Origin of the sequence: Paenibacillus glycanilyticus NBRC 16618, from assembly GCF_004000805.1 — a bacterium.
GTDB lineage: Bacteria > Bacillota > Bacilli > Paenibacillales > Paenibacillaceae > Pristimantibacillus > Pristimantibacillus glycanilyticus.
Genome location: NZ_BILY01000016.1, coordinates 126712 through 152729, shown reverse-complemented (window position 1 = coordinate 152729; position 26018 = coordinate 126712). Strand labels below are relative to the sequence as shown.

The window sequence follows — 26018 nt, the reverse complement described above, 5'->3', positions numbered from 1 at the left end:
CCCCGGATCGCGCAGCTTAACGATGCGAGACATCGTTAAGGCGGTAAAAAGGGCGTAAACCGGGAGGCTTAACGATGCGCGACATCGTTAAGCACGTGAAAAACGCGCGAAAAAGCGAGTAAAGCGCCCGCGCCTGAATCGCGGCATCGTTAAGCACATAAAAAGTCATGGCCCTCCCGCTGAACAATCAGCGCAGGGCCATGACTTTTCTATTTATTCGGTTGCAGGAGGGCGTTTGCCGTTCTGCAGATCTTTTATCGAGTAGCCAAAGTCCATTTGAAGGTGGGGATAATCCTTGAAGCTTGTCCAGTCTCCGCCCCAGGCAAAGCCAAGCTTTTTGGCTGCCGAGACGACCTCCATCCAATCGGACTTGCCGTTGCCGTTGCCGTCGTATTCCATATCCCAGATCACATCGCCATCCGGCTTAACAAGCGCGAAATCGACCGCGAGGCCGTAGTTATGGTAAGATGCGCCGCCTTTGACATTGGTGACCACTTGCCCGGGTTCGGACCGGCCTTTCTTGTAAAGGGCGTTCTGCTCTTCGCTTGAGCGGAAATCGTCGGTGATCATAATTTTGATACCCAGCTTGCCGGTCTGGGCAACAAGCTCATCTGCCTTCTCGGCAACAATCGGGTGAAGGCCGGCTATTGCCGTGCTTTTTGCCGGTGCCTGCTCCCGGGCAGGCGTGGGATGATCCTGTACGGATTGGATCCATCGCCAGCCCATCACGATAATCGCAACCAATACGAGCGAGGTCATAACCCGGCTTCGCTTCTGCTTCTGTTCCGGCCTGACATACGGCTGACCTATTCGGCCAACGGTCGTATTTTGCCGTGCCAAAGGTTCGGGCATTTCTTAACTTCTCCTCTCCAGCTGTCCTTTTCTCTCTCTTAATCTATGAATCTCTCTATTAGCATGCGCAATTATGTAAGCTCCTAAACACTCGGATTGTCTCATTGTAGCACAGTTCGACATTCGCTGGCCCCCGTCCGGGGTAGGGGAATGCGACAGCCCGGGCATGTCCCGCCGGGTTTTCAACGGGCTTCCAAATTGATAAGGGGCATGTACAAAAGAGAGCCGCGATAGAAGTTCTCTCATAGGCACGCCGGCATAAGGCCTGTTCCGTTCGTTAAGCCACTTCCTCCGCAAAACGCACAAAAGGCCCATCGAAATGGGCCTTTTGCTTGCGGATTAAGCTTCGTATGCTGCCGGGATGATTCGTGCAGATAAGCTAGGGATTAATAAAATTTACCAAAGCCACAACCGCAAATAATGATCACCAACAGTATAAAAAGCACCAGGATGAAACCTGTAGAGTTAACACCACCAACGTAACCGGACATTCTACATGCACCTCCTTACGTCTTGAGTACTCTATAACTTATGACGGTTTGCTCCAAGGTGCTTGGGTGTTTGTTCCTGAGGCATCTGACCAATTATAAATGCAACCCGATGACGCTTGTACCGGAAGTACGGCTGCACCGCCACCAGAAGCGTATTGCCATTTTCTTGCCGATGAACCCTCGCCGGAACTTTGTTACCATTAGAGAATCATGATCTAATCTATTATTCTTTAGGGGGACATTCTCTTGTTTACTGGCAAGTTTAAGAGATGGGTCGCGGGAGCTGCAGCATTGTCCTGCCTAATGGGAATCGTTCCAACCGTTGATGCAGCCAGCACGGACAAGCTGCCTTTTGACGATATTGCGGGCAGCTTTGCCAGGGACTCTATCATTCGCTTATACGACAAACAAATATTATCGGGTACTTCCGGTAGAACCTTTTCGCCAAAAAAACCCGTTACCCGGGCGGAATTCATTACGATTCTGGACCGCGTACTCGGGATCAAAACCGTTCACGGCGAGATCAATCCCTTTAAGGATATGAAGGCAAAAGACTGGTACTACGACGCGGTTACGGCTGCCGTCCAGATTGGCCTCGTGGATGGGACAAGCGCGCATACCTTCGAGCCGTCGAAGCCCGTCACAAGGCAGGAAGCGGCAATTATGCTTATTCGGGCATTCAAGCAATCCGGCGTATCCGGCAATACCTCGTATTTCGCCGACGCTGACAAGATCGCGGATTGGGCGGATAGGGCAGTTGGCGCGGCGCTTGAGCTTAACCTGATGGCCGGAGATGCTAAAGGTAATTTCAATCCCGCAGAAGGGATGACCAGACAGGAAACAGCCGCTGTCATCGACCGTGCCCTGCAAAATGCAAAGTGGGCTTCCGCGCTTGCGAAATCGCAGTCCTCAACCCGCATCCAGCTTGGCTGGCAATACGGCCAGACGGCGGCCCAATACGAGCAGTCGGTTCTCCAAGCTAACGTTACGAGTTTATCCCCGCGCTGGTATTTCTTCGATCCGGCCGGAGCTGTGGCAGACTATACGGATCAGTCCCTCGTGAGCTGGGCAAGTAAAAACAAAAGACAAATTTGGGCGATGGTCGGCAACCGCTCGAATCAGGAAGTGACGCATCAGAATTTGTCCAATGCGACGTACCGCGGTAAAGTTGTCGATCAGCTTACGGGCTATGTGCAGAAGTACGGTTTGAAGGGGCTGAATATTGATTTCGAGAACGTCGCTCCCGCCGACCGTGCTTATATGACCGCTTTTGTCAGCGAGCTTAGCGCGAAGCTGCATAAGGTTGGCGCCGTCGTCTCTGTATGCGTATCGCCTGACCTTGGCAGCGACTGGACGGAAGGCTTCGATTATAAGGCGCTTGGCGCTTCGGCCGACTACATGGTGTTGATGGCTTACGACGAGCATTGGAGCACCAGTCCAATTGCGGGCTCAGTCGCCTCGCTGCCTTATGTGGATTATTCCATTGCCAAGATCCTGGAGGAAGTGCCCGCAAACAAGGTTATTCTGGCGCTGCCTTATTACAATCAAGAATGGGTCACGGATAAGACCGGTAAGGTAACGGCAACAGAATTGACGCTTATTGAGCAAAATAACATCGTGCACAACCGTTCGCTGCTCCCGGCATGGGATGCATCCGTTTCGCAATATACCGCATCGTATCAGCTTAACGGCCTTAAGCATCAGTTCTGGATCGAGGATGGACGTTCGCTTGCCGCCAAATATAAAAAGGCTATGGATTATAACCTGGCCGGCCTTGCCTATTGGTTCATGGGAGGAGCCAGCACCGATATTTACACCAGTCTAAGCAATGCAGAAAGGTTCTATGGGTTAAATTTTAATTAGCTTATGGATTCATGCTCTTATTTATTTACTCGATTAACAATAAAAGAACGCTTCCCCGTACCATGCGGGGAGCGTTCTTTTTGTTCTGGCGCGATTTCATGATGGGTTCTTTACGTATTCCAGGAACATCCCTTTGAGGATGAGCAGCTGCGGCCTGGATTCGAGATCCGATTCAAAGAGCAGAATGTTGTTCTGCAGCGACAGCTGCCGCGAAAAATGGCCAAAGCTGTTCATGATCGTCGTAAGCGTCTCTTTGATCTGCAGATCCTGGCGGATCGAGCGATCCTCGATGCCGGACTGTACAATAGCCGCGAAATGCAACGAGATCCGCCGATGCAGGGCTACAAACGTCTCCATGTCCTCGACCGGCTCCTGGGAGTGGGCAGCGTAGCTGTCGAAGTCGACCATAAATTTGGCGCTAGCGCGGTTATGCTCCTCTATAAGGAAGTCGAATAGGCGTTCCAGCTTGTCCAGACAAGACAGCGGCAGAGCGGCGGTTGCCATAAAGGCGTCATGAATCGGCTGCAGCAGCTTGGTTGCCACTGCAACGATCAGCTTTTCCTTCTTCGGAAAATACCGAAACAGCGTAGCGATGCCGATATTGGCCGCGTCCGCGATATGCTGCATGGTGGTTTTCTCAATGCCCCGGCGGATAAACTCTTGCTCGGCCGCCTCTAGAATCGCCAGCAGCCTCTGCTGTTTGCCGTCGCTCCGTTCTTTCTCGTACCGTTCTTTTGCATCCATTTGTCGTTACCTTTCATTGGCTAAGCAGCCATCAATTATATGGGTATTATAACGATGCCAACTCCTTCTAGGCAAGAAGCATTGCGCCTCGACGAACATGGTGATATAGTTTATATCATAGTGATATACACACTATCATTTTATTATTCGGGGAGAGATGATCCATGAGTCGTCTAGCGGATAAAGTAGCTATTATTACAGGCGCGGGAAGCGGCATGGGCCGTGAGGAAGCATTATTGTTCGCCCGTGAAGGCGCGAAGGTGGTAGCCACCGACATTAATGAAGCAGCGGTGCTTGCCGTTGTGAAGGAGATCGAGGCGGAAGGCGGCGTTGCAACGGCAATCGCGCACAATGTTGCGTCCGAGGAGCAGTGGATGAGCGTTGTCGCGGCGGCGGTAGAGGCATATGGCCGAATCGATATCCTAGTTAACAATGCGGGTATTTCGTTTGCGGTCGGCATGCTGGATACCACGGTCGAGCAATGGGACAAGGTCATGAATATTAACCTATCGAGCGTGTTTCTCGGGATGAAGCACGTTGTACCTCATATGCAGGAAAATAACGGCGGTTCGATTGTAAACATCTCGTCGATTGCCGGCATTACCGGGAGTCAAGGCGCCGGCGCTTATACGGCATCGAAGGGCGCTGTCCGCATGCTGAGCAAGGCTGCTGCCGTTGATTACGGCAAGGACAACATCCGCGTCAACTCCGTGCATCCGGGCTTTATCGAGACGCCGATGAGCAAGGAGTTCGTGAACAACGAGCAAATGCTCGGATGGTTTCTGTCCCAGACCGCATTGCCGCGCGTAGGACAAGCGGTTGAGGTTGCGAAGGCGGTCCTGTTCCTCGCGTCGGATGACGCATCGTACCTGACCGGCATCGAATTGCCTGTCGACGGCGGCGTGACGGCGAAATAAAAGAACGGAAATGATAGCGGGCTTACATTTCTCCCGCGAATCTTGTCTAAGAACCACGCTGAAGGCGAATAACGCCCGGCGTGGTTCTTTTGCTTGAAGCTATTTTGTGCCATGATATGATTATGCTTACGGAGCAAGACGCTGAAAGGCGGCAGCAATTCATTTATTTGGAGGTGACGGGGTGTATTCTGATATTCAATTCGCAAGCGACCGGCCGGTATCGATGCAGGTCAAGGATTATATGAAACGGCTGATGATAACGGGCGCGCTGCAGGCGAATCAGAAACTTCCGTCCACGCGAGAGTTAAGCCTCTTGATGAATGTTGGCCGCAACACCATCGTGACCGCTTATGCGGATCTGGTGGATGAAGGATTCATATACGCCGTAAAAGGCAAAGGCAACTTCGTCGCGCAATCGGCGGGCGGCGTTGCGGCGGAAGAAGGCACCGGCAAGCAGCTGGACTGGAGCGAGAGGATCAATGATCTGGCCCGCGCGGCGGAAGAGCATGATCTGATGAAGCATGGCATCCGCGCGAAGCGGGGGGCGATTTCTTTTACGAGCATCGCTCCGGACGAAAAGCTCTTCGATCTGCAAAACGTGAAGCGCGCATTCCTCGACCGGATGTCGCTGGAAGGCAACATAATCCTGAATTACGGCTACGCCAAAGGGTATAAGCCCTTAATCGATTTCCTGATGCGTTACATGGAGAACAAAGGCGTCGATCTGGCGGGCAAAGATATGCTCATTACGAACGGTTTTACGGAAGGGTTCGACCTTGTCCTGTCGGCGCTTGGGAAGCGCAGCGGACACGCGTTATGCGAGAACCCGACTCACCATACCGCAATTAAAAATTTAAAGATGCACCAATTCGCCATTACGGGCGTAGATATGGAGCCTGACGGCATTAGCCTAGAACAGCTGGAAGAGAAGCTTGGCGGGCAGGAATTCGACCTCGCTTATCTTGTTCCTTCGTACCATAACCCGACGGGGATCGTGATGTCCCACGAGAAACGGGCGGAAACGGTGCGTATGCTGAACGACCGCCGGATTCCGATTATCGAGGACGGCTTTAATGAAGAGCTTCGTTATTCAGGCGCTCATGTGGCCCCTTTGCTCGCTTACGGCGGCAACCGCAATAACGGAACGATTTATTTGGGCAGCTTCTCCAAAATTCTGTTCCCCGGCCTGCGCGTCGGATGGATTCTGGCGGATAAGGAGCTGATCGACTATCTGGAAAGCGTCAAACGCGCGCGCACCATTCATACGTCGACTCTTGATCAATCGCTGCTCTATCAATATCTTCATAATGGCAACTTCGAGAAATATCTGAAGCGTGCGAAGGCGGAATACAAGCGCAAATACGAACTGGCCGTGGAGAGCTGTAAGACGTATCTGCCGCTAAAAAGGCTGTCAGGCGACGGCGGGCTTCATTTGTTCGTCGAATTCGGAGAGAGCTTCTCCACTAGGGAGCTGCTGCAGGCCTGCACGGAGCAGGGCGTACTGTTTACGCCCGGCGATATTTTCTACACGGACGGCGGCGGCCGCCATGCGATGCGGCTTGGCTTCTCCCGCGTCTCCGACGAGAATATCGTCATAGGGATCCAAAGGATCGGGGACGCTGCGAAAGCTATGCTCGGGAAGTAATTCTTTTCATAAACAATTATGGTTATTAAATTTTCAGGAGGCTTATTAACAACATGATGAAAATCGGCGTTATTATGGGCGGCATTTCGTCCGAGAGAGAAATTTCTTTATTGACGGGGCAAGAAATGATCGCGAATCTGGATCGCGGCAAATATGAAGTTGTGCCGATCGAGATTAACACGAAACGCGATTTGATTGATAAAACGGCCGGTATCGACTTCGCGCTGCTCGCTCTTCACGGCAAATACGGCGAAGACGGTACGGTGCAAGGCACGCTGGAATCGCTTGGCATTCCTTACTCGGGCTGCGGCGTGTTGTCGAGCAGCGTAAGCATGGATAAAGAGCTGGCTAAAAAGCTTATCCGTTTCGACGGCATCCTGACAGCCGATTGGATTAACGTCGCCAGCATGGAGGAGCTTGCCGCGGCCAACGTGGAGCGCCTTGGCCTGCCGGTTGTCGTGAAGCCGAATTCGGGCGGCTCGAGCATCGCTACGCGTCTGGTTAAAACGCAGGAGGGGATCGAGGAAGCGGTAGCGGAAGCGTTGAAGTGGGATGACTCCGTTATGATCGAGCAGTTCGTAGGCGGGGAAGAAATCACATGCGCCGTCCTGAACGGCAAGCTGCTTCCAATCGTATCGATTAAAGCCAACTCGGAGTTTTTCGATTTCGACTCCAAGTACCAGGATGGCGGAGCGACGGAAGAAGTGATCGAATTGCCGGCCGACGTGCAGGCCCGCGTCGAAGCTTCTGCGCTTGGCTGCTACAAGTCATTGAAGTGCAGCGTGTATGCGCGTATCGACATGATTATCGCAAACGGTGTTCCGTACGTTCTGGAAGCGAACACGCTGCCGGGTCTGACGAAGAACAGCTTGCTGCCTAAGGCGGCCAAAGCGGCTGGTATCAAGTTCAACGAGCTGCTTGACTACATCATCGATTATTCTCTTGAGGAACGCAAAGAGAAATAATCGGCCAGGGAGAGGATTAACCATGTTGACGACGAGCACATGGGTGACGCCGCTAGTCCGCGATTTGCCCCCCTCGGGCATTCGCAAGTTTTTTAACGCGGCTGAGGGAAACAAGGAAATCATATCGCTAGGGGTTGGGGAACCCGATTTCGCAACGCCTAAGGCGGCCAGAGAGGCCTGCATTCGGGCGCTCGAGCGGGGCCGGACGATGTATACGCCTAACGAAGGCCTTATGGAGCTTCGGGAGGAGATTGCGGCGTACTTGGACAAAAGCTTTGGAGTCCGCTACGAACCGGCCAAGGAAGTGCTGGTTACGGTAGGCGGCAGCGAAGCGATTGACCTGGCCATGCGGGCGCTTCTTGAGCCCGGCGATGAAATGATTATTCCGGTTCCCGGTTACATTGCTTACGCGCCGATCTGCAAGCTGAACGGAGGGGTGCCGGTTGAACTGGAGATGACGGCCGCCCAGTCGTTCAAGCTTACGGCAGATGCGCTCAGGCAGGCGATAACTCCCCGTTCCAAGGTGCTCTTCGTCAACTTCCCTAGCAATCCGACCGGAGCGGTTATGTCCTACGAGGATTGGCTGCCGATTACGAAGCTTGTGGAAGAGCATAACCTCATCGTATTGTCCGATGAGATCTATGCGGAGCTGACTTACGAAGGCAAGCATGTCAGCTTCGCTTCCCTTCCGGGGATGAAGGATCGGACGGTGGTGATCAGCGGCTTTTCTAAGGCTTTTGCGATGACGGGAATGCGAGTTGGCTACGCTTGCGGCGGTCAGGAGCTGATCGCAGCGATGACCAAGATCCATCAATATACCGCTCTTTGCGCGCCGATTGTTGGCCAGGTTGCCGCGATCGAATGCCTGCGCAGCTGCATGGAGGATAAAGACGAGATGGTAGAGGCGTTTAACCAGAGGCGGCGGATGTTCGTAAAAGGCTTAAGCGAGCTGGGGCTCACATGCCGGGATCCGCAAGGAGCGTTTTACGCTTTCCCGTCCATCGCTGCGACCGGGCTCGGCTCGGAGCAGTTCGCTACGCGGCTGCTGCAGGAAGCGAAGGTAGCGGCAGTGCCCGGCTCGGTATTCGGCCGGGGCGGCGAGGGCTTTATCCGCTGCTCGTACGCTTCCTCGACTTCGAATCTGTCGGAGGCTCTGGAGCGCATCGGCCGCTGGATGCGGACGGCGATGTAAAGTGTAGCCTCGGGGCTGTCTCTTGAGCGGCAGGCTGGCAATAGGCCAGCCTGCCGCTTTTGCGTAGCTGCTTAGGTGCGCGACGATGCTGTAAGGGGATGCAGTATGCTGGACTGGAAATGGGTATACCCTGTGCTGGGCGCGTATACTGCACCTAATGCAGCCATACACGCTCGATATCGCGCTCCGGAGCACCGTATATCGCATGCGTCTGAGCTGGCGTCTCTAGACGCCATATGCCTCGCAGAATGCAGAATGCAAGCCATTGTAAGCCTAGAGTGCCATATCCTGCACAGAATGCAGCATATACGCCCGATATGGCGCTCCGGAGCACCGTATGTTGCACGGAATGCAGTATATTGGTCTCGATGGAGCTCATTTAGGCTGTTTCGGACGGAATATCCTGCATATCGTGCAGTATAATCGGGCTTTCTAGCGAAAATGCAGCAATATACTGCAAAACGTGCACTGGAAGCATGGCTGCCGACGTATGCAGCCGCAAATCTATGCGCACTAGTAAACAGGTTATTTCGACGAATCAGTCCTCTCGGGCTGGTAAGCCGGAATAACCTGTTTTTGCATCTATGGCAGCGGTTATTTGCAGAATACGGAGCAGGTATGATAGGTTGGAGAAACATAGTTTAGTTGGAGAGCGGGTGATATTCGATGCCTATCCATATCGGGCTTGCGGGCTGGGGAGACCAGGACGCGCTGTACGGCCCAAATGTCAAAGCGAAGGACCGGCTGAAGGAATATGCGAAGCATTTCCCGCTGGTTGAGGTGGACAGCAGCTTTTACGCGATACAGCCTCCGGAGAGGTTCGCCAAGTGGACGGAGGAGACGCCGGAGTCGCTGCATTTTATCGTCAAGGCTTACCAAGGAATGACCGGACATCAGCGTGGTCCTGCGGCAGCAGCGGCGGCTAATGATCCAGACGGCACGTTTGCGGCTTTTCGCGAATCGATTATGCCGGTGATGGAAGCGGGGCGCCTGAGCGCGGCTCTGTTCCAGTACCCGCCGTGGTTCGACTGTACCCGGGACAACGTGCGTATTCTGCGGGAAACGAAGCGCCGGATGGAAGGGATCCCCGTCGCGCTCGAGTTCCGTCATCAAAGCTGGTTCACCGAGGAATACCGGAAGCGTACGCTGGACTTCATGCGCCAGGAGGGCTGGCTGCATAGCGTATGCGACGAGCCGCAGGCGGGTCTAGGATCGATACCAACCGTGCTTGAGGTGACGGATGCTTCCATGACGGTTGTCCGGTTCCACGGCCGTAACGCCGGCGGCTGGAACCAGGGCGGGGCGCCGAATTGGCGGGATGTCCGCTATCTATATCGTTATAACGAGGACGAGCTGCGGCAGTGGGCAGGGTATTTGGAGCAGCTGCAGCAGCAAAGCGAGCATATTTGCGTGATCTTCAACAATAACTCCGGCGGCGATGCGGCGGACAACGCGAAGCAGATGATGGCGCTGCTCGGCCTGCTAAGGCCGGATGGCAAGGACCCGCTGGAGCCGCTCGAATTACCGCCGCAATATGAGCAGCTTGATCTTTTCTAAACACACTAGCTATAAAGGAAAGTATGAAAGAGGCAGTCCCTTGAAAAATAGAAAAACGCTGTACATCCTCACGATTGCCGTATCTATCGCTTTTATCGGATATACGACCTATATGAACTTTATCTACGACCCCGAAGCGAGCCGCTTCCTGCGTCATAAGACCGGATTGAAGCATGTGTCGCTGTGGCTGACCATTATGGATGTGCATATTGCGGCGGCTTGCGCGGCCATGATTGCCGGACTTATTAACTTCTCCAGACGGATCAGAGAGAGAAGCGCCAAGCTGCATCGAGCTCTCGGTTATATTTACGTGCTGGCGGTGGCCATCGTTGATCTAACCTCCGGCTACATGGCTCCGTCCTCTACGGGGGGGAGAGTAAACAGTATTGCATTTAATTTTATCAATATGATTTGGCTTGTTATCACGGTGGTTGCGGTTGTGAAAATCCGTAAAGGAAAAGCCGCGGAACACCGCAAATGGATGATTCGAAGCTATGTTTTCGTATTCACTAATTTGTTCACCCACCTGATTACCGCAGCCCTGCATAACGGTATCGGGATGGATTATACGGTAAGCTATACGATCGCCATTTACAGCACGATTGTGCTGCTGCTTTTGCTCGCGGAGCTTGTGATCAGGCAATTAAAAACAGACCCGGAAAGGCCATGAAGCTGGCTGGACCGGGTCTGTTTGTTTGTTAGCTCCTTATGCTCTAAGCATTCCCATCGCATCATAGGTGCCAAGAATGGACATACGGGTAAGCTGCAGCGCCATATGGCGGGAGGAGTAGACCATCCGCTGCTCCAGCCATTTGCGCGCCATGTGGAAGGTCGAAAAGCTGATATAATCAAGCAGCAGATCAAGCGGAACGGCCTGCTTCTGGTCCATGCTGAGCGCCGTAATACGGGCGTAGAAGGTATCGCGGATGACGCCGAGCAGGGAAGCCGCATAATCGGCACCGGCTGTTGCCGGATTAATCCTGGTCAGAAGAACGCGGTAGAACGCTTCATTTTCCTCGACGTGGCTGAACAGAAGTACAAAGAAAGGATCGGGCGCGTTAAAATCCGGTATGTAAGATTCATTCCGGTCTGCATCAATAAGTGCGGTTAGCTGAGTTAATTTATCCTTCACCATATGATCGAGCAAATCGAATTTGTCGCTGTAATAGGCGTAAAAGGTAGAACGGTTTATGTTGGCCCTCTCCGTTATATCCTTGATGACAATTCCCTCGATATCCTTCTCCAGCAGCAAGGCCAGAAACGCCTCCGAAATAAATTGCTTGGTCCTTGCGATTCTTCGGTCCGTGATCAATTGGTTTTGTTGGACAGACATGCCTCGTTTCCCTCCAATCAGACATTTTTGATAAAAGTGTCGGATATCCAACTTCCAAGCAAACAAGAGAGGGCTGAAGCTTGCTTAAAGCCAGCCAGACAATTGTGTGCGGTTTGTGCGGATATCATTTTCAAATCCTACAAAATGGTCAAAAGTGTTGATTTCACAACGTTTATGGCGTAAATAACGGTTGCTGCAAAATGATTATTAGCTATCATAATAAACAAAGCCGATTAAATCAATTGGGATAGTAAAAATTTTATATTCAAGATGAAAAGGGGAGGTTCGCTTGCGAGGAGAGGCTTTTCTTCAGAGCTTAAATGACGGCCGGAAAATATGGCTGGACGGCACCCAGGTGCAAAACGTGCCTGCGCATGCGGCATTCAAGGGAACGCTTGATACGATCCGGCAGCTGTTCAATATGCTGGATGATCCCGCGGTCCAAGGCAGCGTCGGTTACAAAGTGGAGAGTACCGGGCGTTATGCCCACAGCTCCTTCCTGGTTCCTTACACGCGGGAGCAGCTTGCGCAGCGCAGCGGCTCCTTCAACCGCTGGTCGCAGGAAACGCATGGCATGATGAGCCGCTTGTCGGACTATGCCAGATCGCTTGTTACCGGCTGGTACGCTGCCAGGGACGAACTCGGTCAGCTGGATCCGTTATTCAAGGAGAAAATTACTCGTTACTACGAGGAGGCCCGTGACAAGGATTTGTTCCTGACGACGGCGATTATCGATCCGCAGATCGACCGCTCCAAAAATTTGGACGATGACCGGATCGCCGAGCGTTTCCTGCATGTCGTAAAGGAGACAAGCGAAGGGATTGTTGTACGCGGTGCCAAGATGATTGCGACGGGCGCGCCCTATACGCATGACTTTATCATCTCGTCCTTCCTGAAGTTTGAGACGGCGAACCGGAGCCATGCGCATGTGCTGATCGTGCCGGCCAATTCGCCGGGACTGCATATCGTGTGCAGGGAATCCTTCGCAAGCGTTAGCGAGCGGAATCATCCGCTTAGCGCGAATTACGACGAGATGGATGCGGTGCTCTTCTTCGACGATGTGCTGATTCCTTGGGAACGGGTGCTGCTGTACGGCGACGCGCAGAAGGTGCTGACCCTGCGGGCCAACAAAACAGCCAATGCGCTGGCGTTCCATCAGAACATCGTCCGGTACGTCGCCAAGCTGGAGTTTGTCACCGGCGTGGCCTTTGCCGTTACCGAATCGATTGGCGCGCAAGGCTTCCTGCATGTGCAGGAGAAGCTAGGCGAGCTGCTGACGCAGATCGAAGTGATTAAAGCGCTTGTTATTGCATCGGAGGCGCAGGCGAAGCCGGATAAATCGGGCGTGCTTGTGCCGGAGATGTCTTACATCGATACCGCGCGCAATATCGGGACGAAATTTTATCCCCGCGCGATCGAGATTTTGCAGCAGGTGGGCGGGGGCGGCTTCGTTCAGGCGCCATCGGGCATCGAAGACTTCTATGGCCCGCTGGCGGACCTGATGCACAAATATTACGAAGGCGCGACGGTCAGCGCGGAGAAAAAAGTGCAGCTGCTCAAGCTGGCCTGGGATCTCATCGGCAGTCCGCTTGGATCACGGCATGAGCTGTACGAACGGTTTTACGCGGGCGATCCCGTACGCGGCTATGCGAATCAGTTCCTAAGCTTCGATAAGGAGCGTCTCACCGCACCGGTATGGGGGTTGCTTAAGAAGGCAAGCAAGGACGGCAAGACGCTAGTGTAGGATTTGAGTTCGGAAAATGGATGGAGGATGAGAACAATGGAATTATTCTGGTTTATTCCCACGCATGGCGATGGACGATACCTCGGTACAAGCGAAGGGGCAAGAGCGGTCACGTACAGCTATTGCAAGCAAATCGCGCAGGCTGCCGATGAGCTGGGTTACGGCGGCGTTCTGCTGCCAACCGGCAAATCCTGCGAGGATGCCTGGATTGTCGCTTCGACGCTTGTGCCCGTAACGGAACGGCTGAAGTTTCTGGTTGCCGTTCGTCCCGGCTTAACGCTGCCGACGGTAGCGGCGCGGATGTCGGCTACGCTCGACCGTTTTTCCAAAGGCAGACTGCTCATTAACGTTGTAGCGGGCGGCGATCCGGTAGAACTTGCCGGCGACGGTTTGTTCCTTGACCACGACACGCGTTATGAATTGACGGATGAATTCCTTCATATCTGGCGCAAGGAGCTGGAAGGCGAAAGCGTTGACTTCGAAGGAGAACATCTGAAGGTGGAAGGCGGCAAGGTGCTCTATCCGCCCGTGCAGAAGCCTTATCCTCCGCTTTATTTCGGCGGTTCGTCGGAAGCGGCAATGGACGTGGCGGCCGATCATGTGGACGTCTACCTGACCTGGGGCGAGCCTCCGGCAGCGGTTAAGCAGAAGATTGAGAAGATGCGCGGGCTGGCTGCGGCCAAAGGACGCCAGCTGAAATTCGGCATCCGGCTGCATGTCATTGTCCGTCCGACGGAAGAAGAAGCATGGCGTGCGGCAAACGAGCTTATTGAAAATCTGGATGAAGAGACCATTGCTTCGGCGCAGAAGATATTCGCGCGCATGGACTCGGAAGGCCAGAAACGGATGAGCCAGCTGCATAACGGAGACCGTTCGCGGCTTGAGATCAGCCCGAACCTGTGGGCGGGCATCGGCCTAGTGCGAGGCGGGGCGGGAACGGCTCTTGTCGGCAGCGCCGAGCAGGTTGCGGAGCGGATCAAGGAATACGCGGAGCTGGGGATCGAGACGTTTATTTTATCCGGTTACCCGCATTTGGAAGAGGCATACCGGACCGCCGAGCTGCTCTTCCCATTACTGCCGCTGACGAAGCGGAGCGGAGAAGGCGACCGTGCTTTCATCAGTCCGTTTGGCGAAATGATTGCAAACAACGAGCTTCCCGGACGCGCGCCGAAGGCAGAAGCGGCTGTTTCCGGCAAATAAGGGCAAAGGGGATTGGAAGATGAGCGCAATTGAATTTGGCTATTGGGCCCCCCTCGAAGACGGCGGGCTGCTGGCGACAAAGCTGCCGCAGCGGACCAGCTCCTCCTTTGAGGCGAATATCCGGTATGCGGAGCAGGCGGAGCGCACGGGCTTTGATCATATGCTGCTGCCGACCAGGTTCGTAGCCAGCAGCGATTCGGAGAATCAGTGGGAATCTCTTACCTTCGCGGCGGCGCTTGCGGTGAAGACGCAGAAGCTGGGGCTGATTGTTGCGGTGGCCTCGGGTCTTATTCCTCCCGCGATTGTAGCGAAGATGCTGACGACGATTGATCATCTAAGCGGCGGCCGGGCAGCGATTAACGTTGTAAGCGGCTGGCTGAAGGATGAATACATCGCGCTTGGCCAGCCTTGGCTCGACCATGACGAGCGGTACCGCCGCTCGGAGGAGTTCATCCGCGTGCTGCGCGGGCTGTGGACGGAAGATCAGGCAACCTACGCGGGAGACTTCTTCCGGCTGCGACAAGCGGATTTCAAGCCAAGACCGGTGCAAGTGCCGGGACCAACCATCTACCAGGGCGGCAATTCGAAAGCGGCGAAGCAGATGGCCGGACGCGTATCGGACTACTATTTTATGAACGGCAATACGCTCGAAGGGCTTAAGAAACAGATCGATGAGGTCAAAGGTTATGCCGCTGATAACAATCGCGAGATCAAGTTTGGCGTGAATGCCTTCGTCATCGTGAGGGATACGGAAGAGGAGGCGAAGCAGGCGCTTCGCGACATCATTTCGAACGCCGATTCGGCAACCGTAGAGGCCTTCCGTGAGCAAGTCAAGCATGCCGGACAGTCGGCAGGCGAGCGCGACGGCATGTGGGCGAATTCCACGTATGAGGATTTAATTCAGTTCAACGACGGCTTCAAGACCGGGTTGATCGGGACGAAGGAGCAAGTGGCGAGGCGCATTCTCGAATTGAAGGAGATCGGCATCAACCTGGTGCTGACAGGGTTCCTGCATTATGATGAAGAGCTGGCGTTATTTGGGGAGCAGGTCATCCCGCTTGTGCGTCAGCTCGAGCTGGAAGAGAGCGTCAGCGCAATAGGCCGGTAATACCGGCGCGCGTCAACAATGGAATAAAGATAGATCCGATCGGACGACCGAAGGCTCTCTCCTATCCTTTTGCAGGAAAACGCGGGAAGTCTTTTTTTGTTGTCTATTAACGATCGGGAGGAATGGAATTTATGAGTTCATTGGAAAAAGAGACGGTGTCAAACCCGAGGGCTTTAGAGCCAAGGCGGAGTTTGACTGAGCCTGAATCAACGGCGGTCAAACTCTCGCCCAAGCGAAAGCTGACTTTGGTTGATGCCATTGGCTCAACCTTGGCGCAAATGGCGCCCGCTGCGGCTATTTATTACGGTCTTCCGGTTATCTTCCTGGCGACAGGCATCGGTTCGCCGCTTACGCTGCTCTTATCGGCCGTGGCGATTATTATCGTTGGGCTCAGCCTAACCCGTTTTTCGGCCAAACATCCATCCAGCGGCTCGCTGATCAAATATATCGGCATGTCGTTTGGAGGAGTGACGGGTACGGCTTCTTCTATCGTGTTTATCGCGGGTACCGTGTTCCTGGCCGCATCGGCTTTTATCGAGCTTGGAGGCTGGACCGCGGACTCGCTGGCGTTATACGGCATTCATATTCATTGGGCGATCCCGACGGTCGTCCTTGGCGTCCTGATCTGGGGACTGACGATTATCGGCATCGATCGCTCGACCAAAATCGCAAGCATCGCGCTTATCATCGAAGTGCTTGTGCTGCTTGGCGTGTCGGTCTATATCCTGCTTGATCCGCCTAACGGATTATCGGCTAAGCCGTTTGTCCCTTCATCGGTAACGGACGGTCTTGCGGGCGTGGGGCTTGGATTCCCGCTGGCCATCTACCTGTTCATCGGCTTCGAGAATTCGGCTGCGCTGGCGGAAGAAACGCAAAATCCAAAGCGCAACGTCAAACGTGCCGTACTGGTCAGCATCGCGATTATGACGGTGTTCTATCTGCTTGTCAGCTATGCCGTTATCGCTGGCTTTGGCAACAACAACGAGGAGCTCGTGAAAAGCTCGAATCCTTTCATGACGCTGGCAGACCGTTATTTGGGCGATTTCTCGTTCCTTGCGGTTATCGCCGGTTTTACGAGTATCGTCGGCATGACGATTGCCTGCCTGAACGGCTTCTCGCGGATCGCCTTCAACTCGGCACGCGAAGGGCTGATTACCGTAAAGCTCAGCGCGGTCTCCAAATGGCAGACGCCTGCCGGCGCCTTGTCGCTGCTGAGCGGCCTCGGAATCGTATTCGCGCTGCTGTTCGGCTTTGCCGGCGATACATGGGTAACCGGCTTCGGGTACCTCGGAACGATCGGCACGATTCCTCTGCTGCTTATTTATGCGCTTCTTAATATTGCGGTTATCGTGTATCCGAACGAAGAGCTGAACGTATTCCAGCGCTACGTGCTTCCGGTGCTTGGCGTCATCAGCATCGCGCTTCCGATCTGGGCGATGATTCAGCCCGGTCAGCCGAAGCCGGTCAGCTACTTCCCTTGGGTCATTTTTGCTATCGTCCTCATCAGCCTGGCTTATGCCTGGTTCCGTGTAAAACGCGATCCCTCGCTTCCAGCCCGCGTTGGCGCGGCAGCCGAGCCAACCGGAGAATACGAAGCGAAAGCATCATCGATATAAAAGGTTATAAAACGAGTGATTAAGGAGGGTATTTGTATGGCAACTGTTGCAGCACAGCCGGATTACGGGCAGCTTGTCGCTTCCATCCGGGAAACCGTTGACGAAGTGATTCGCCCGAATGCGGAACGGATTGACAGAGAGGGCGTATTTCCCTCGGAAAATTTGCAGGCTTTAGCGGACAAAGGCTGGAACAGCCTGATCATCCCAACTGACTATGACGGACTAGGGCTGGACTATACCGCTTTTGCGCTGGCCGCGGAGGAGATCGGCAAAGGCTGCCCTTCCACTTCCCTGATTTATGTCATGCATGTCGGCGCGGCGCAGACGCTGGTGTATTACGGCACGGAGGATCAGAAGCAGCGCTGGCTGAAGCCGGTCCGCCGGGGCGCGATCGGAACTCATTCGATGAGCGAGAAGGCAACGGGCGGGCATACCTGGTTCAACTTAAGCGAAGCGAAACGCGACGGCGAGGATTATATTTTGGATCTGGAAAAATCGTTCACGACCAGCGGCGGCCATGCCGACTTCTACGTGCTGCAGACTCGTACGCCGGGCGCGCAGCAGCCGACGGATCTCAGTTACTTTATCGTCGACGGCAAGGATCCGGGAATTACGGCCGGCCCTTGGGAAGCGCTTGGCGTACGCGGCAACCAGAGCGGTCCGCTGAAGCTGGACAACGTACACGTACCGCGTGCCGATCTGCTTGTCGGAGAGAACCGGGCGATTGAGATTGCGTTTAACGGCGTAGATCCGCTCTACCTTCTTGGCATCGGTTCTGCTTGGATCGGGGTTGCTTCGGAGGCATTGTCTATCGTGGTAGAACGGGTAAAAAGAACGGTGCATCGAGACTTCAACCGGAGTCTCGCGGACTATCAGGTCATCCGACAGCAGCTGGCGAACGCAAAGATTGGACTTAGCGCGCTGAAGCCTTGGCAGCTGTCGCTTGCCGAGAAGTATAACCGTTACGAAGCCGAGGGCCGGCCGCTTGGCGAGCTGTGGTATGAAGCGACGGAGTTCAAGATTCATGCCACGGAGGTCGCAAACCAGGTCGTCTCCGTTGCGATGGATGTAACAGGCGGCTACGGGTACAAAAAAGGCACCATCGAGCGGCTGTACCGTGACGTGCGGGCAGGTCTCGTGCTTGCGCCGTCCAACCATCTGGCACGCGAGTTAGTCGGTAAAGAGCTTGTTGGCCAGCCTCCCGAGCTGTTCACGCAAGGCGGAGAGTAGACGTTGAGGAGGATGCTGGATGACAACTAGTACGGCTCTGGATTATTTAACTGCGGCAAGGGAGCTTGCGGACCGCTTCCGCGAGGACGCCGCTGAACGCGACAAGGAAGGCGGCACGCCAAAGTTGCAGCGCGATTGGATCCGGGAGAGCGGACTCCTGAAGCTGCTTATTCCGGCGGAATACGGCGGCTATGGCGGACAATGGTCCGACGTTCTTGGCGTTGTACGCGAGTTTGCGAGGACGGATGCGGCCTTGGCGCATGTATACGGCTATCACTTTCTCTGCCTGATCGCGCCTCATCTGGCCGGTACGGAGGAGCAAAAGCGGTATTTCTACGAAGTAACCGCCGCGAACGACTATTTCTGGGGCAATTCCTCCAATCCGCTTCAGAAGACCATTATCGGCGAGAAGTCTGAAGACGGCGTAATCGTTAACGGTTCAAAGGGCTTCAGCTCGGGATCGCCGGATTCGGATCTGCTTGCGATTTCCTGGAACGACAGCGTGACCGGCGACTATTACGAGGGGATTATTCCTTCCGGCCGCGAAGGCGTTGAGATCATAGACGATTGGGACAACATGGGCCAGCGCCAGACCGGCAGCGGCACCGTGAAATTTCATAACGTGCGGGTAGAGCCGCATGAAATACTCGAGACGCCGTATGCGGGCCAGACGGTTTTCTCTACGCTTGTTCCGCAGCTGTCCCAAAGTATTCTGGCGAGTATTTTTATCGGCAGCGCGGCGGGAGCCTTGGAAGAAGCAAAAGCGTATACGCTGGAGCATGCGCGGCCTTGGTACACCTCCGGGCTAGAGCGGGCTTCGGAGGAGCCTTCAACCTTAAGCCGTTACGGCGAGTGGTGGGCGGACTATCAGGCGGCGCTTGGTCTCGTAGAGAAGTCGGACCGTCTGCTTGATGCCGCTTGGGCTAAGGAAGAAGTATTGGGCGAGGTTGAACGCGGCGAGCTGGCGGTCTTTGTTGCTGCGGCGAATGTGCAGGCCGGCAAGATGGCGCTTGAAGTGACCAACCGGATTTTCGAAGTGATGGGGGCAAGGGCAACGGCGTCAAAGTTCGGCTTCGACCGGTTCTGGCGCAACGTGCGGACTCACACGCTCCATAATCCGGCGGAGTTCAAGCTTCGCAATGTGGGCAATTGGTATTTGACCGGCACGGCGCCGGTTCCCGGCTTTTATTCCTAAAGGGCTAGACTCGGCAGCTAGATTCGAACATAGAGTTTTCAGCTATCATTCGAAGGAGAGTGGGTATGATGTCGTTACAATTTGCTTATTGGGTGCCGAACGTAAGCGGAGGGCTTGTCATTTCCGAAATTCCGCAAAAGACCGGCTGGTCCTTTGAAGATAACGTCCGCTACGCGAAAGCCGCAGAAGAAGCGGGCTTTGACTTTGCCTTGCTTCAGACGCGGTTCGTCGCCAGCTACGGCGCAGAGAATCAGCTCGAGGCGATTACGCTGGCTTCCGCTTTGGCTGCGGTAACCAGCAAAATCAAGCTGATTGCCGCTGTCCTGCCTGGGTTATGGCATCCCGGGACGGTTGCGAAGATGCTGGCCACCATCGATCAGATCAGCCATGGACGCGCTGCGGTTAACGTGGTCAGCGGCTGGTTCAAGGGAGAGTTCCACAGCTACGGCGAGCCTTGGCTCGATCATGACGAACGCTACCGCCGCTCGGAGGAGTTTATCCGCGTCCTGAGAGAAATGTGGACGGAGCAAGAAGCAAGCTTCCGCGGCGACTTTTACCGGTTGAACCAGGCTCCCCTGAAGCCGAAGCCGGCGGCAGCCCTTCCGGTCTTCCAAGGCGGGAACTCGGCTGCAGCGCGCCGGATGGCGGCAAAAGTATCGGATTGGTATTTCATGAACGGCAATACGACGGAGGGCTTCAAGGCGCAGATTGACGAGCTGAAAGCGGCATCTGCGGCCAATGGCCGCGAGCTGAAGTTCGGGGCAAACGCGTTTGTTATCGTGCGCGACACGGAAGAGGAAGCGCGCCAGGTGCTGCGAGACATTGTGGAGTATGCGAATCCGGAGGCGGTGGAAGGGTTCCGCAGCCAGGTCGGCTTTGCGGGCAAAGCCTCGCCGGAGCGGGAGGGCATGTGGGCGAATTCGGATTTTTCCGACCTTGTCCAGTACAATGACGGCTTCAAGACGGGGCTGATCGGAACGGCGGAGCAGGTGGCAGACCGCATTATCGAGCTGCGAAAAATCGGCGTTGATCTGATCCTGACCGGCTTCTTGCATTATGAAGAGGATATCAGGGCGTTTGGCGAGAAGGTAATCCCGCTTGTCCGCGAGAAAGAAGCGGCACTCGGGCTGGCAGCATCGGCCGTTCTGTAAGGAATTTTAGAGACTGGAGCTTACGTTGAGCTCCGGTCTTTTTTTTCATTTTTATGAGGAATGAAACTAATCCTCCGGCTGCATTGTCTAATGTCTGAGAGGTGAAAAATTTGGAAAATAGCTATTGGCGTTATATGGACCGCATGGATGCCGCCGGACTAAGAGAGCTGATGGATTCGTACGGCCAGGATGTATGGAATCTGGCTTATGTCATCACGCGCAGGCATGATTTGGCGGATGACGTAACGCAGGATGTGTTTCTGAAGGTATATCAGTCTATTGCCTCGTTTCGCGGTGCTTCCTCAATCCGCACGTGGCTGCTCTCCATGACAAGAAATACGGCTATTAATTATAAAAGAACGGCCTTTATGCGCCGGGTGCTGCTTGTTGGCAGAAGCGCTGCCCATGACGGGGAAAGTCCGTCTGCGGAGCAGGAAGCTTTAAGGCTGGCTTTCACGTCCGAGCTGTGGAATGCCGTTATGGAGCTGCCCGTTAAGCTGCGGGAGGTGCTTGTCCTCCATGCGAAATACGAGCTGACGACTAAGGAAATCGCTGACGCGCTTGGACTGCCGGAGGGGACGGTCAAAACGAGACTGTCGAGGGCGCGCAAGCGGATGAGCAGCAGTTGGAAGGGGAGTGCCGCGTATGAATGAGAAGCAGCCGGAATGGTACCGTGAGTTGCGGCGGGGACCGCATGTCCAGCAGACTTTTACGAGGGAGAAGAAGGAAGCGATCGTGCGCAAGGCGGAAGCGATCGATCGTGGGGAGAAGAGAAAAAGATCTGGCCTGGTTCGTTTATCGTGGGCTGCCGTGTCTTTTATTGTTATAGCCGTGATTGTTGCCGTTGCGTTCCGGGAGGACGTTGGAGCACCTGGAGGAAACGGGGGAAAAGGGTTGGCGCCTGATTCGAGTTCGACAGTGACGCCGTCGCCGGATGCTTCGCCAAGTTCTACTCCAATACCAAAGGGGCAATTTTTCGTTATCCCGTCCAGGCAGGACGGTTATCTGAAGGATGCCTTGCCGTTCTCAACGGAAGAGGTCAAGAAAATTTGGGTGAAGGAAACGCTGATACCTCAAGACCGTATGTATGTTATTCTGCAAAATCTGAATGGGCTTGAGATGACGAAAGCAGCTTCGGCCGATAAGACGTTAAGCGAGGAGAGCTTAATCCGTTTCGAAACGGCTGATTCGGTGTACAGAATCCCGTACGATGTGAACACAAACGAGTATCTTTTAGGCGGACGCCGTTATTATGCGGATGATCAGGTAATGCTGCTAATGCATGGCATCCTGCAGCCGGATTCGAAGCTGGCGCAGCTTGACCGGATGTTCGAGCAGGCTCGGCTGGAAATGGAGAGCCACGAAGGCGGGATTGACGATAGCTTCTCTTATAAAGGAGAAAGGCTGACCGTAGCCAACAAATCTTATAACGAGTGGGAGCAGCTGCTTCTGCTCAGAAGCAGCGTTCAGCCGACTCAGCTCGGACATTATTATGAGGATGCCGTTCAGGCAGTAGGCACTGTAGCCGAATATAGCGACGGAGTTATGCAGCTCAACCGGAGTATCGTGTTTCTGGACAGCAATCATGCGACACAGGACGGTCTTGCCGTCGGCATGTCGAAGGAAGAGGTTATGCAGAAGCTTGGCAAGCCGAATTTGCAGCTGGATTCCAAGTGGAGCTACAAAATCGGCGACTATTTGAAATTCCATCTTTATTTTGACCACAATAAGATTAGGTACATCGAGCTCAGTCAGCCTCTGTAACTTACGGGATGAGGAGAGATGGGGATGAGAAAAAGGATTCTAACCGCTGTTGTTGTAACGGTTGGCGCGCTTTTGCTGGCCTCTTGCGAGGACGGCAAGTCATCGGTCAAAACAGGCGGTACGCAGGTATCGGGGGAGCAGACTCCCTACAAAGTTGTGGCCGAGAAGCTGCAGGCACCGTGGGTAATCGCTTTTGACGGCGATGCGATCTATGTCAGCGAGAGGGACGGCAATGTCGTACGGGTTGCCGAAGGCAAGTCGACGAGAATGCCGGTCCATTTCAATAAGAACGTGCATGCCCAAGGGGAAGGCGGTTTTCTGGGATTTGTGCTTGCTCCGGATTTTCAGGCATCGAAGGAGGCTTTTGCTTACCATACGTATGAGGAAAACGGGAAAATCTTAAACCGAATTATTGTGCTTAAGCTGGAGAAGGATGCCTGGGTAGAATCGAGGGCGCTGCTTGAAGGCATTCCGGGCTCGTTTAATCATGACGGCGGCCGGATGGCGATTGGGCCGGACGGTTTGCTGTACGTGACGACCGGGGATGCCGGTCAGGAGGAATTGGCACAGGACAAGAATAGTCTGGCCGGCAAAATCCTCCGGATGAAGCTGGACGGTTCGATCCCGCCGGGCAATCCTTTTCCGGATTCTTATGTGTACTCCTACGGGCACCGGAATCCGCAAGGTCTTGCATGGAGCAGCTCGGGCATGCTGTTTGCCGCGGAGCACGGCCCGTCGGGTAATCCCGGCGGACATGACGAGATTAATAGTATCGTGCCCGGGGGCAACTACGGCTGGCCGGTTGTGATTGGCGGGCAGCACCGGGAAGGGAAGATTGACCCGGTCTATCATACGGGTGAGGATACGATTGCTCCTTCGGGCATAGCGATGGAATCGGGCAATAATCTGCTGGTGGCCACCCTTCGGGGAGAAAAGCTCTTGAGGTACAATACGCTGACGAAAAAGATATCCACCGTGCTCCGGAACGAAGGCAGGCTGCGGGATGTACGCGTTCATGACGGCGATATCTATGTCATAACGAATAATACGGATGGAAGAGGGACACCATCTGATAAGGATGACCGGCTGCTGCTATTGGCGAAATAAGGCTGTTGACAGGAAACCATTTGGTTTCCTATAATGAAAAATGAAACCAAATGGTTTCCTAATTAAATGTGACGACAGGTTACTTTAGAAAATAATCGGAGGTAGGAATCATGAGCAACGGAGTAAACACATTGCCTGACGTACGTCAGACGGTTCAAGTAAATGCACCAATTGAAAAGGTATGGAATGCGGTATCCACGAGAGAAGGAGTCTCGGCCTGGTTTATGGCTCCAAGCGAAAGCTTTAAGCCGGAGGTAGGCTGCGAATTCCATCTGGAAGCCGGCCAGTTCGGCCAGTCTCCTTGCAAAGTAACGGAGGTTGATCCTCCGAACCGTCTGACCTTCAACTGGGGCAAGGACTGGACGCTGACCTTTGAATTGAAGGAGCTGGAAGGCGGTAAAACCGAATTTACTCTGATTCACGGCGGCTGGGATGCGGACAAGGTTACCGAGTTCAACCAACCGCATCCGCAAGTACGCGAGCATATGGCCGGCGGTTGGGCTGGCATCGTGAAGAAGTTTGCAAGCTATGTCGAAGGACAATAATCTCGCTTCCGAGCCCAAGCATGACGTCTTCCAAGCGATTGCCGATCCAACCCGCCGCAGCCTGCTGCAGCTGTTAGTCGATCAGGAAATGCCGGTCAACGTCATTAGCGCCCATTATTCCATGAGCCGGACCGCCGTATCGAAGCATCTGCGCGTGCTGGCGGAAGCGGGCCTTGTGAAGGAGCGCAAGGTAGGGCGCGAGACGCGATACCGGCTGGAGCCGGAACCGCTGCTCGAGCTGAAGCGCTGGCTCAGCTACTACGAACGGTTCTGGGAGAACAAGCTGCAGGCGCTCAAGCGCTTTGTCGAAGAAGACATGCCGGCGGGCGAACCGTCAGGTCCGCTTAAGGTGATTGAAGGCAAACCCCAAGAATAGAAGAAGCCGCGATTGGACGAGCTTAGGCTCGGGCCGGTCGCGGCTTTTTTGCGTTGCCTTGGTTGGCGGGCCTCGCTATTCTTAAGGGTAGAGTGGAGCCGGTGATCCGGCACGCTTCTCAAGCTGCCGCGTTATGGAAAGTTTTCGCTGCATACTGGAAATCAACAAGCCTGCTGGCTTACAATAGACGGGATAAGTGAGCGGCTTAAGGTGGTTAGGCCGGTCGGGTGATAATTCTTAGATTATGCTTTCGAAGTAAGAATCATCATAATCGACCATTGGAGGTCGATTGGGTGATAATTCTTTTTAGGAGTGAGCGTTTTGCGTAAAATCATGTTTACAGGCGGAGGATCGGCAGGGCACGTAACGGTTAACCTGGCTTTGATCCCCCATTTTATACAAGAAGGCTGGTCGGTGGACTACATAGGCTCGGAAGCTGGTATCGAGAAGCAGCTCATCGAGCCTCTTCAGAATGTGCGCTATCACGGTATCGCAACGGGCAAGCTGCGCCGTTATCTGGATTGGCAGAACGTAAAGGACCCGTTCAAGGTTATCAAAGGCGCCTTTCAGGCTTACCGCATCATTAAGAAGCAAAAGCCCGACGTGCTGTTCTCGAAGGGCGGCTTCGTATCCGTTCCGGTCGTGATTGGCGCGCGGCTGAACAAGGTGCCGGTGCTCATCCATGAGTCCGACTTAACCCCAGGCCTCGCGAACAAGATCGCGATTCCTTTTGCGGCGGGCGTGTGCACGACCTTCCCGGAGACGCAGCAGCATTTGCCGGCCGGCAAATCGCATTATGTGGGAGCGGTCATCCGCGACCAGCTCAAAGCAGGCGACGCGGCGCGCGGCCGCAAGTTCGCCGGCTTTATTTCGAGCAAGCCGGTGCTGCTCATCATGGGGGGCAGCCTTGGCGCCCGCAAGATTAACCAGGCTGTGCGCGCGTCGCTGGGCAAGCTGACGGAGAAGTTCCAGATCATCCATTTATGCGGCAAAGGTCAGGTAGACGTTTCCCTGCAGTCTCCCCAGTACAAACAGTTCGAGTACGTGAACGAGGAGCTGCCGGATCTTCTGGCGATGTCGGACGTGATCATCTCGCGTGCCGGCTCGAACTCGATCTTCGAGTTCCTGTACCTGCGCAAGCCGATGCTGCTTATTCCTCTGACGAAGGAAGCGAGCCGCGGCGACCAAATCCTCAATGCGCGTTCGTTCCAATCGGCCGGCTTCTGCGAGGTGCTCTACGAGGAGAACATGACGCCCGAGACGCTTGTCGGCAGCGTAACCGACTTGTATGCGAACCGCGATAAATACGTGGATAACATGCAGAAAAACGACCGCCAGGACGCCTTGTCCCAGCTGATCGGCCTGATCAAGAAAACGGCGAAATAATTGCCGAAAACCCTCGAATGACCGCTATTAACCAGCA

At 54.4% G+C, this 26018-nt stretch carries 23 protein-coding genes; 20 read left to right on the top strand and 3 right to left on the bottom strand.

Annotated features, from left to right (window positions below):
* Positions 1-213: 213 nt before the first annotated feature.
* Entirely contained in the window at positions 214-852 is a 639-nt protein-coding gene (locus tag PGL01S_RS15070; protein ID WP_127495432.1) for a M15 family metallopeptidase, read from the bottom strand.
* Between the two features lie 737 nt (positions 853-1589).
* Here PGL01S_RS15070 and PGL01S_RS15060 point away from each other — a divergent pair.
* Positions 1590-3206 carry an S-layer homology domain-containing protein gene (locus PGL01S_RS15060; protein WP_127495431.1) on the top strand — a complete coding sequence of 539 codons (1617 nt, stop codon included), beginning with the start codon at positions 1590-1592 and terminating at the stop codon, positions 3204-3206.
* A gap of 96 nt (positions 3207-3302) precedes the next feature.
* On the opposite strand, the gene PGL01S_RS15055 is transcribed toward PGL01S_RS15060, so the two are convergent.
* Positions 3303-3950, bottom strand: a complete 648-nt coding sequence (locus tag PGL01S_RS15055) for a TetR/AcrR family transcriptional regulator (protein ID WP_127495430.1) — start codon at positions 3948-3950, stop codon at positions 3303-3305.
* 164 nt (positions 3951-4114) lie between these two features.
* Between PGL01S_RS15055 and PGL01S_RS15050 the strand changes: the two genes are divergently transcribed.
* The 6 genes from PGL01S_RS15050 (at position 4115) to PGL01S_RS15025 (ending at position 10896) form a co-directional block, all read left to right on the top strand.
* Complete coding sequence (locus tag PGL01S_RS15050; protein ID WP_127495429.1) at positions 4115-4867, top strand: SDR family NAD(P)-dependent oxidoreductase; 753 nt, start codon at positions 4115-4117, stop codon at positions 4865-4867.
* Between the two features lie 181 nt (positions 4868-5048).
* Positions 5049-6512 carry an aminotransferase-like domain-containing protein gene (locus PGL01S_RS15045; RefSeq protein WP_127495428.1) on the top strand — a complete coding sequence of 488 codons (1464 nt, stop codon included), beginning with the start codon at positions 5049-5051 and terminating at the stop codon, positions 6510-6512.
* A 56-nt stretch (positions 6513-6568) separates the two neighbouring features.
* Positions 6569-7477, top strand: coding sequence for a D-alanine--D-alanine ligase (locus PGL01S_RS15040; protein ID WP_127495440.1), 909 nt, complete (start codon positions 6569-6571; stop codon positions 7475-7477).
* 22 nt (positions 7478-7499) lie between these two features.
* Positions 7500-8669, top strand: a complete 1170-nt coding sequence (locus PGL01S_RS15035) for an aminotransferase class I/II-fold pyridoxal phosphate-dependent enzyme (protein WP_127495427.1) — start codon at positions 7500-7502, stop codon at positions 8667-8669.
* A gap of 666 nt (positions 8670-9335) precedes the next feature.
* The gene (locus tag PGL01S_RS15030) at positions 9336-10226 is read left to right on the top strand and encodes a DUF72 domain-containing protein (protein ID WP_127495426.1); all 891 of its coding nucleotides are present in this window, start codon (positions 9336-9338) and stop codon (positions 10224-10226) included.
* A 40-nt stretch (positions 10227-10266) separates the two neighbouring features.
* Positions 10267-10896, top strand: coding sequence for a DUF2306 domain-containing protein (locus PGL01S_RS15025; protein ID WP_127495425.1), 630 nt, complete (start codon positions 10267-10269; stop codon positions 10894-10896).
* A gap of 36 nt (positions 10897-10932) precedes the next feature.
* On the opposite strand, the gene PGL01S_RS15020 is transcribed toward PGL01S_RS15025, so the two are convergent.
* Complete coding sequence (locus tag PGL01S_RS15020) at positions 10933-11559, bottom strand: TetR/AcrR family transcriptional regulator (protein ID WP_127495424.1); 627 nt, start codon at positions 11557-11559, stop codon at positions 10933-10935.
* A gap of 289 nt (positions 11560-11848) precedes the next feature.
* Between PGL01S_RS15020 and PGL01S_RS15015 the strand changes: the two genes are divergently transcribed.
* The 13 genes from PGL01S_RS15015 (at position 11849) to murG (ending at position 25981) form a co-directional block, all read left to right on the top strand.
* Entirely contained in the window at positions 11849-13303 is a 1455-nt protein-coding gene (locus tag PGL01S_RS15015) for a 4-hydroxyphenylacetate 3-hydroxylase family protein (RefSeq protein ID WP_127495423.1), read from the top strand.
* A gap of 36 nt (positions 13304-13339) precedes the next feature.
* Positions 13340-14503 (top strand): FMNH2-dependent alkanesulfonate monooxygenase, encoded by a 1164-nt coding sequence (gene ssuD / locus PGL01S_RS15010; RefSeq protein WP_127495422.1) that lies wholly within the window; start codon positions 13340-13342, stop codon positions 14501-14503.
* A gap of 19 nt (positions 14504-14522) precedes the next feature.
* Complete coding sequence (sfnG, locus tag PGL01S_RS15005) at positions 14523-15611, top strand: dimethylsulfone monooxygenase SfnG (RefSeq protein ID WP_127495421.1); 1089 nt, start codon at positions 14523-14525, stop codon at positions 15609-15611.
* 131 nt (positions 15612-15742) lie between these two features.
* On the top strand, positions 15743-17227 hold the full coding sequence (locus PGL01S_RS15000) for an APC family permease (protein WP_164775481.1): 1485 nt from the start codon (positions 15743-15745) through the stop codon (positions 17225-17227).
* Positions 17228-17263: 36 nt separating this feature from the next.
* Positions 17264-18457, top strand: a complete 1194-nt coding sequence (locus tag PGL01S_RS14995; protein WP_127495419.1) for an acyl-CoA dehydrogenase family protein — start codon at positions 17264-17266, stop codon at positions 18455-18457.
* Between the two features lie 19 nt (positions 18458-18476).
* A complete protein-coding gene (locus PGL01S_RS14990) occupies positions 18477-19652 on the top strand; it encodes an acyl-CoA dehydrogenase family protein (protein WP_127495418.1) in 1176 nt (391 codons plus the stop codon).
* Positions 19653-19720: 68 nt separating this feature from the next.
* Positions 19721-20803: a dimethylsulfone monooxygenase SfnG gene (gene sfnG / locus PGL01S_RS14985; protein ID WP_127495439.1), complete on the top strand. Its 1083-nt coding sequence runs from the start codon at positions 19721-19723 to the stop codon at positions 20801-20803.
* Positions 20804-20913: 110 nt separating this feature from the next.
* The gene (locus PGL01S_RS14980; RefSeq protein ID WP_127495417.1) at positions 20914-21456 is read left to right on the top strand and encodes an RNA polymerase sigma factor; all 543 of its coding nucleotides are present in this window, start codon (positions 20914-20916) and stop codon (positions 21454-21456) included.
* Positions 21449-22567 carry a hypothetical protein gene (locus PGL01S_RS14975; protein ID WP_127495416.1) on the top strand — a complete coding sequence of 373 codons (1119 nt, stop codon included), beginning with the start codon at positions 21449-21451 and terminating at the stop codon, positions 22565-22567. Before PGL01S_RS14980 ends, PGL01S_RS14975 begins: the two co-directional genes overlap by 8 nt.
* A 24-nt stretch (positions 22568-22591) precedes the next feature.
* The gene (locus PGL01S_RS14970) at positions 22592-23674 is read left to right on the top strand and encodes a PQQ-dependent sugar dehydrogenase (RefSeq protein ID WP_127495415.1); all 1083 of its coding nucleotides are present in this window, start codon (positions 22592-22594) and stop codon (positions 23672-23674) included.
* 110 nt (positions 23675-23784) lie between these two features.
* Positions 23785-24219, top strand: a complete 435-nt coding sequence (locus PGL01S_RS14965) for an SRPBCC family protein (RefSeq protein ID WP_127495414.1) — start codon at positions 23785-23787, stop codon at positions 24217-24219.
* Positions 24203-24595 carry an ArsR/SmtB family transcription factor gene (locus tag PGL01S_RS14960; protein ID WP_015846915.1) on the top strand — a complete coding sequence of 131 codons (393 nt, stop codon included), beginning with the start codon at positions 24203-24205 and terminating at the stop codon, positions 24593-24595. The genes PGL01S_RS14965 and PGL01S_RS14960 overlap by 17 nt, the downstream gene beginning before the upstream one ends.
* Positions 24596-24928: 333 nt before the next feature.
* Positions 24929-25981: an undecaprenyldiphospho-muramoylpentapeptide beta-N-acetylglucosaminyltransferase gene (murG, locus tag PGL01S_RS14955; protein ID WP_127495438.1), complete on the top strand. Its 1053-nt coding sequence runs from the start codon at positions 24929-24931 to the stop codon at positions 25979-25981.
* The last annotated feature ends 37 nt before the right edge of the window (positions 25982-26018 follow it).

Coding starts and splice junctions, on each gene's coding strand:
- PGL01S_RS14965 (WP_127495414.1), top strand. CDS start 23,785: ATGAGCAACGGAGTAAACACATTGCCTGACGTACGTCAGACGGTTCAA.
- PGL01S_RS14995 (WP_127495419.1), top strand. CDS start 17,264: ATGGCAACTGTTGCAGCACAGCCGGATTACGGGCAGCTTGTCGCTTCC.
- PGL01S_RS15000 (WP_164775481.1), top strand. CDS start 15,743: ATGAGTTCATTGGAAAAAGAGACGGTGTCAAACCCGAGGGCTTTAGAG.
- PGL01S_RS15040 (WP_127495440.1), top strand. CDS start 6,569: ATGAAAATCGGCGTTATTATGGGCGGCATTTCGTCCGAGAGAGAAATT.
- PGL01S_RS14975 (WP_127495416.1), top strand. CDS start 21,449: ATGAATGAGAAGCAGCCGGAATGGTACCGTGAGTTGCGGCGGGGACCG.
- PGL01S_RS15035 (WP_127495427.1), top strand. CDS start 7,500: ATGTTGACGACGAGCACATGGGTGACGCCGCTAGTCCGCGATTTGCCC.
- PGL01S_RS15030 (WP_127495426.1), top strand. CDS start 9,336: ATGCCTATCCATATCGGGCTTGCGGGCTGGGGAGACCAGGACGCGCTG.
- sfnG (WP_127495421.1), top strand. CDS start 14,523: ATGAGCGCAATTGAATTTGGCTATTGGGCCCCCCTCGAAGACGGCGGG.
- PGL01S_RS15020 (WP_127495424.1), bottom strand. CDS start 11,559: ATGTCTGTCCAACAAAACCAATTGATCACGGACCGAAGAATCGCAAGG.
- PGL01S_RS14960 (WP_015846915.1), top strand. CDS start 24,203: ATGTCGAAGGACAATAATCTCGCTTCCGAGCCCAAGCATGACGTCTTC.
- murG (WP_127495438.1), top strand. CDS start 24,929: ATGTTTACAGGCGGAGGATCGGCAGGGCACGTAACGGTTAACCTGGCT.
- PGL01S_RS15050 (WP_127495429.1), top strand. CDS start 4,115: ATGAGTCGTCTAGCGGATAAAGTAGCTATTATTACAGGCGCGGGAAGC.
- PGL01S_RS14970 (WP_127495415.1), top strand. CDS start 22,592: ATGAGAAAAAGGATTCTAACCGCTGTTGTTGTAACGGTTGGCGCGCTT.
- PGL01S_RS15070 (WP_127495432.1), bottom strand. CDS start 852: ATGCCCGAACCTTTGGCACGGCAAAATACGACCGTTGGCCGAATAGGT.
- ssuD (WP_127495422.1), top strand. CDS start 13,340: ATGGAATTATTCTGGTTTATTCCCACGCATGGCGATGGACGATACCTC.
- PGL01S_RS14990 (WP_127495418.1), top strand. CDS start 18,477: ATGACAACTAGTACGGCTCTGGATTATTTAACTGCGGCAAGGGAGCTT.
- sfnG (WP_127495439.1), top strand. CDS start 19,721: ATGTCGTTACAATTTGCTTATTGGGTGCCGAACGTAAGCGGAGGGCTT.
- PGL01S_RS15055 (WP_127495430.1), bottom strand. CDS start 3,950: ATGGATGCAAAAGAACGGTACGAGAAAGAACGGAGCGACGGCAAACAG.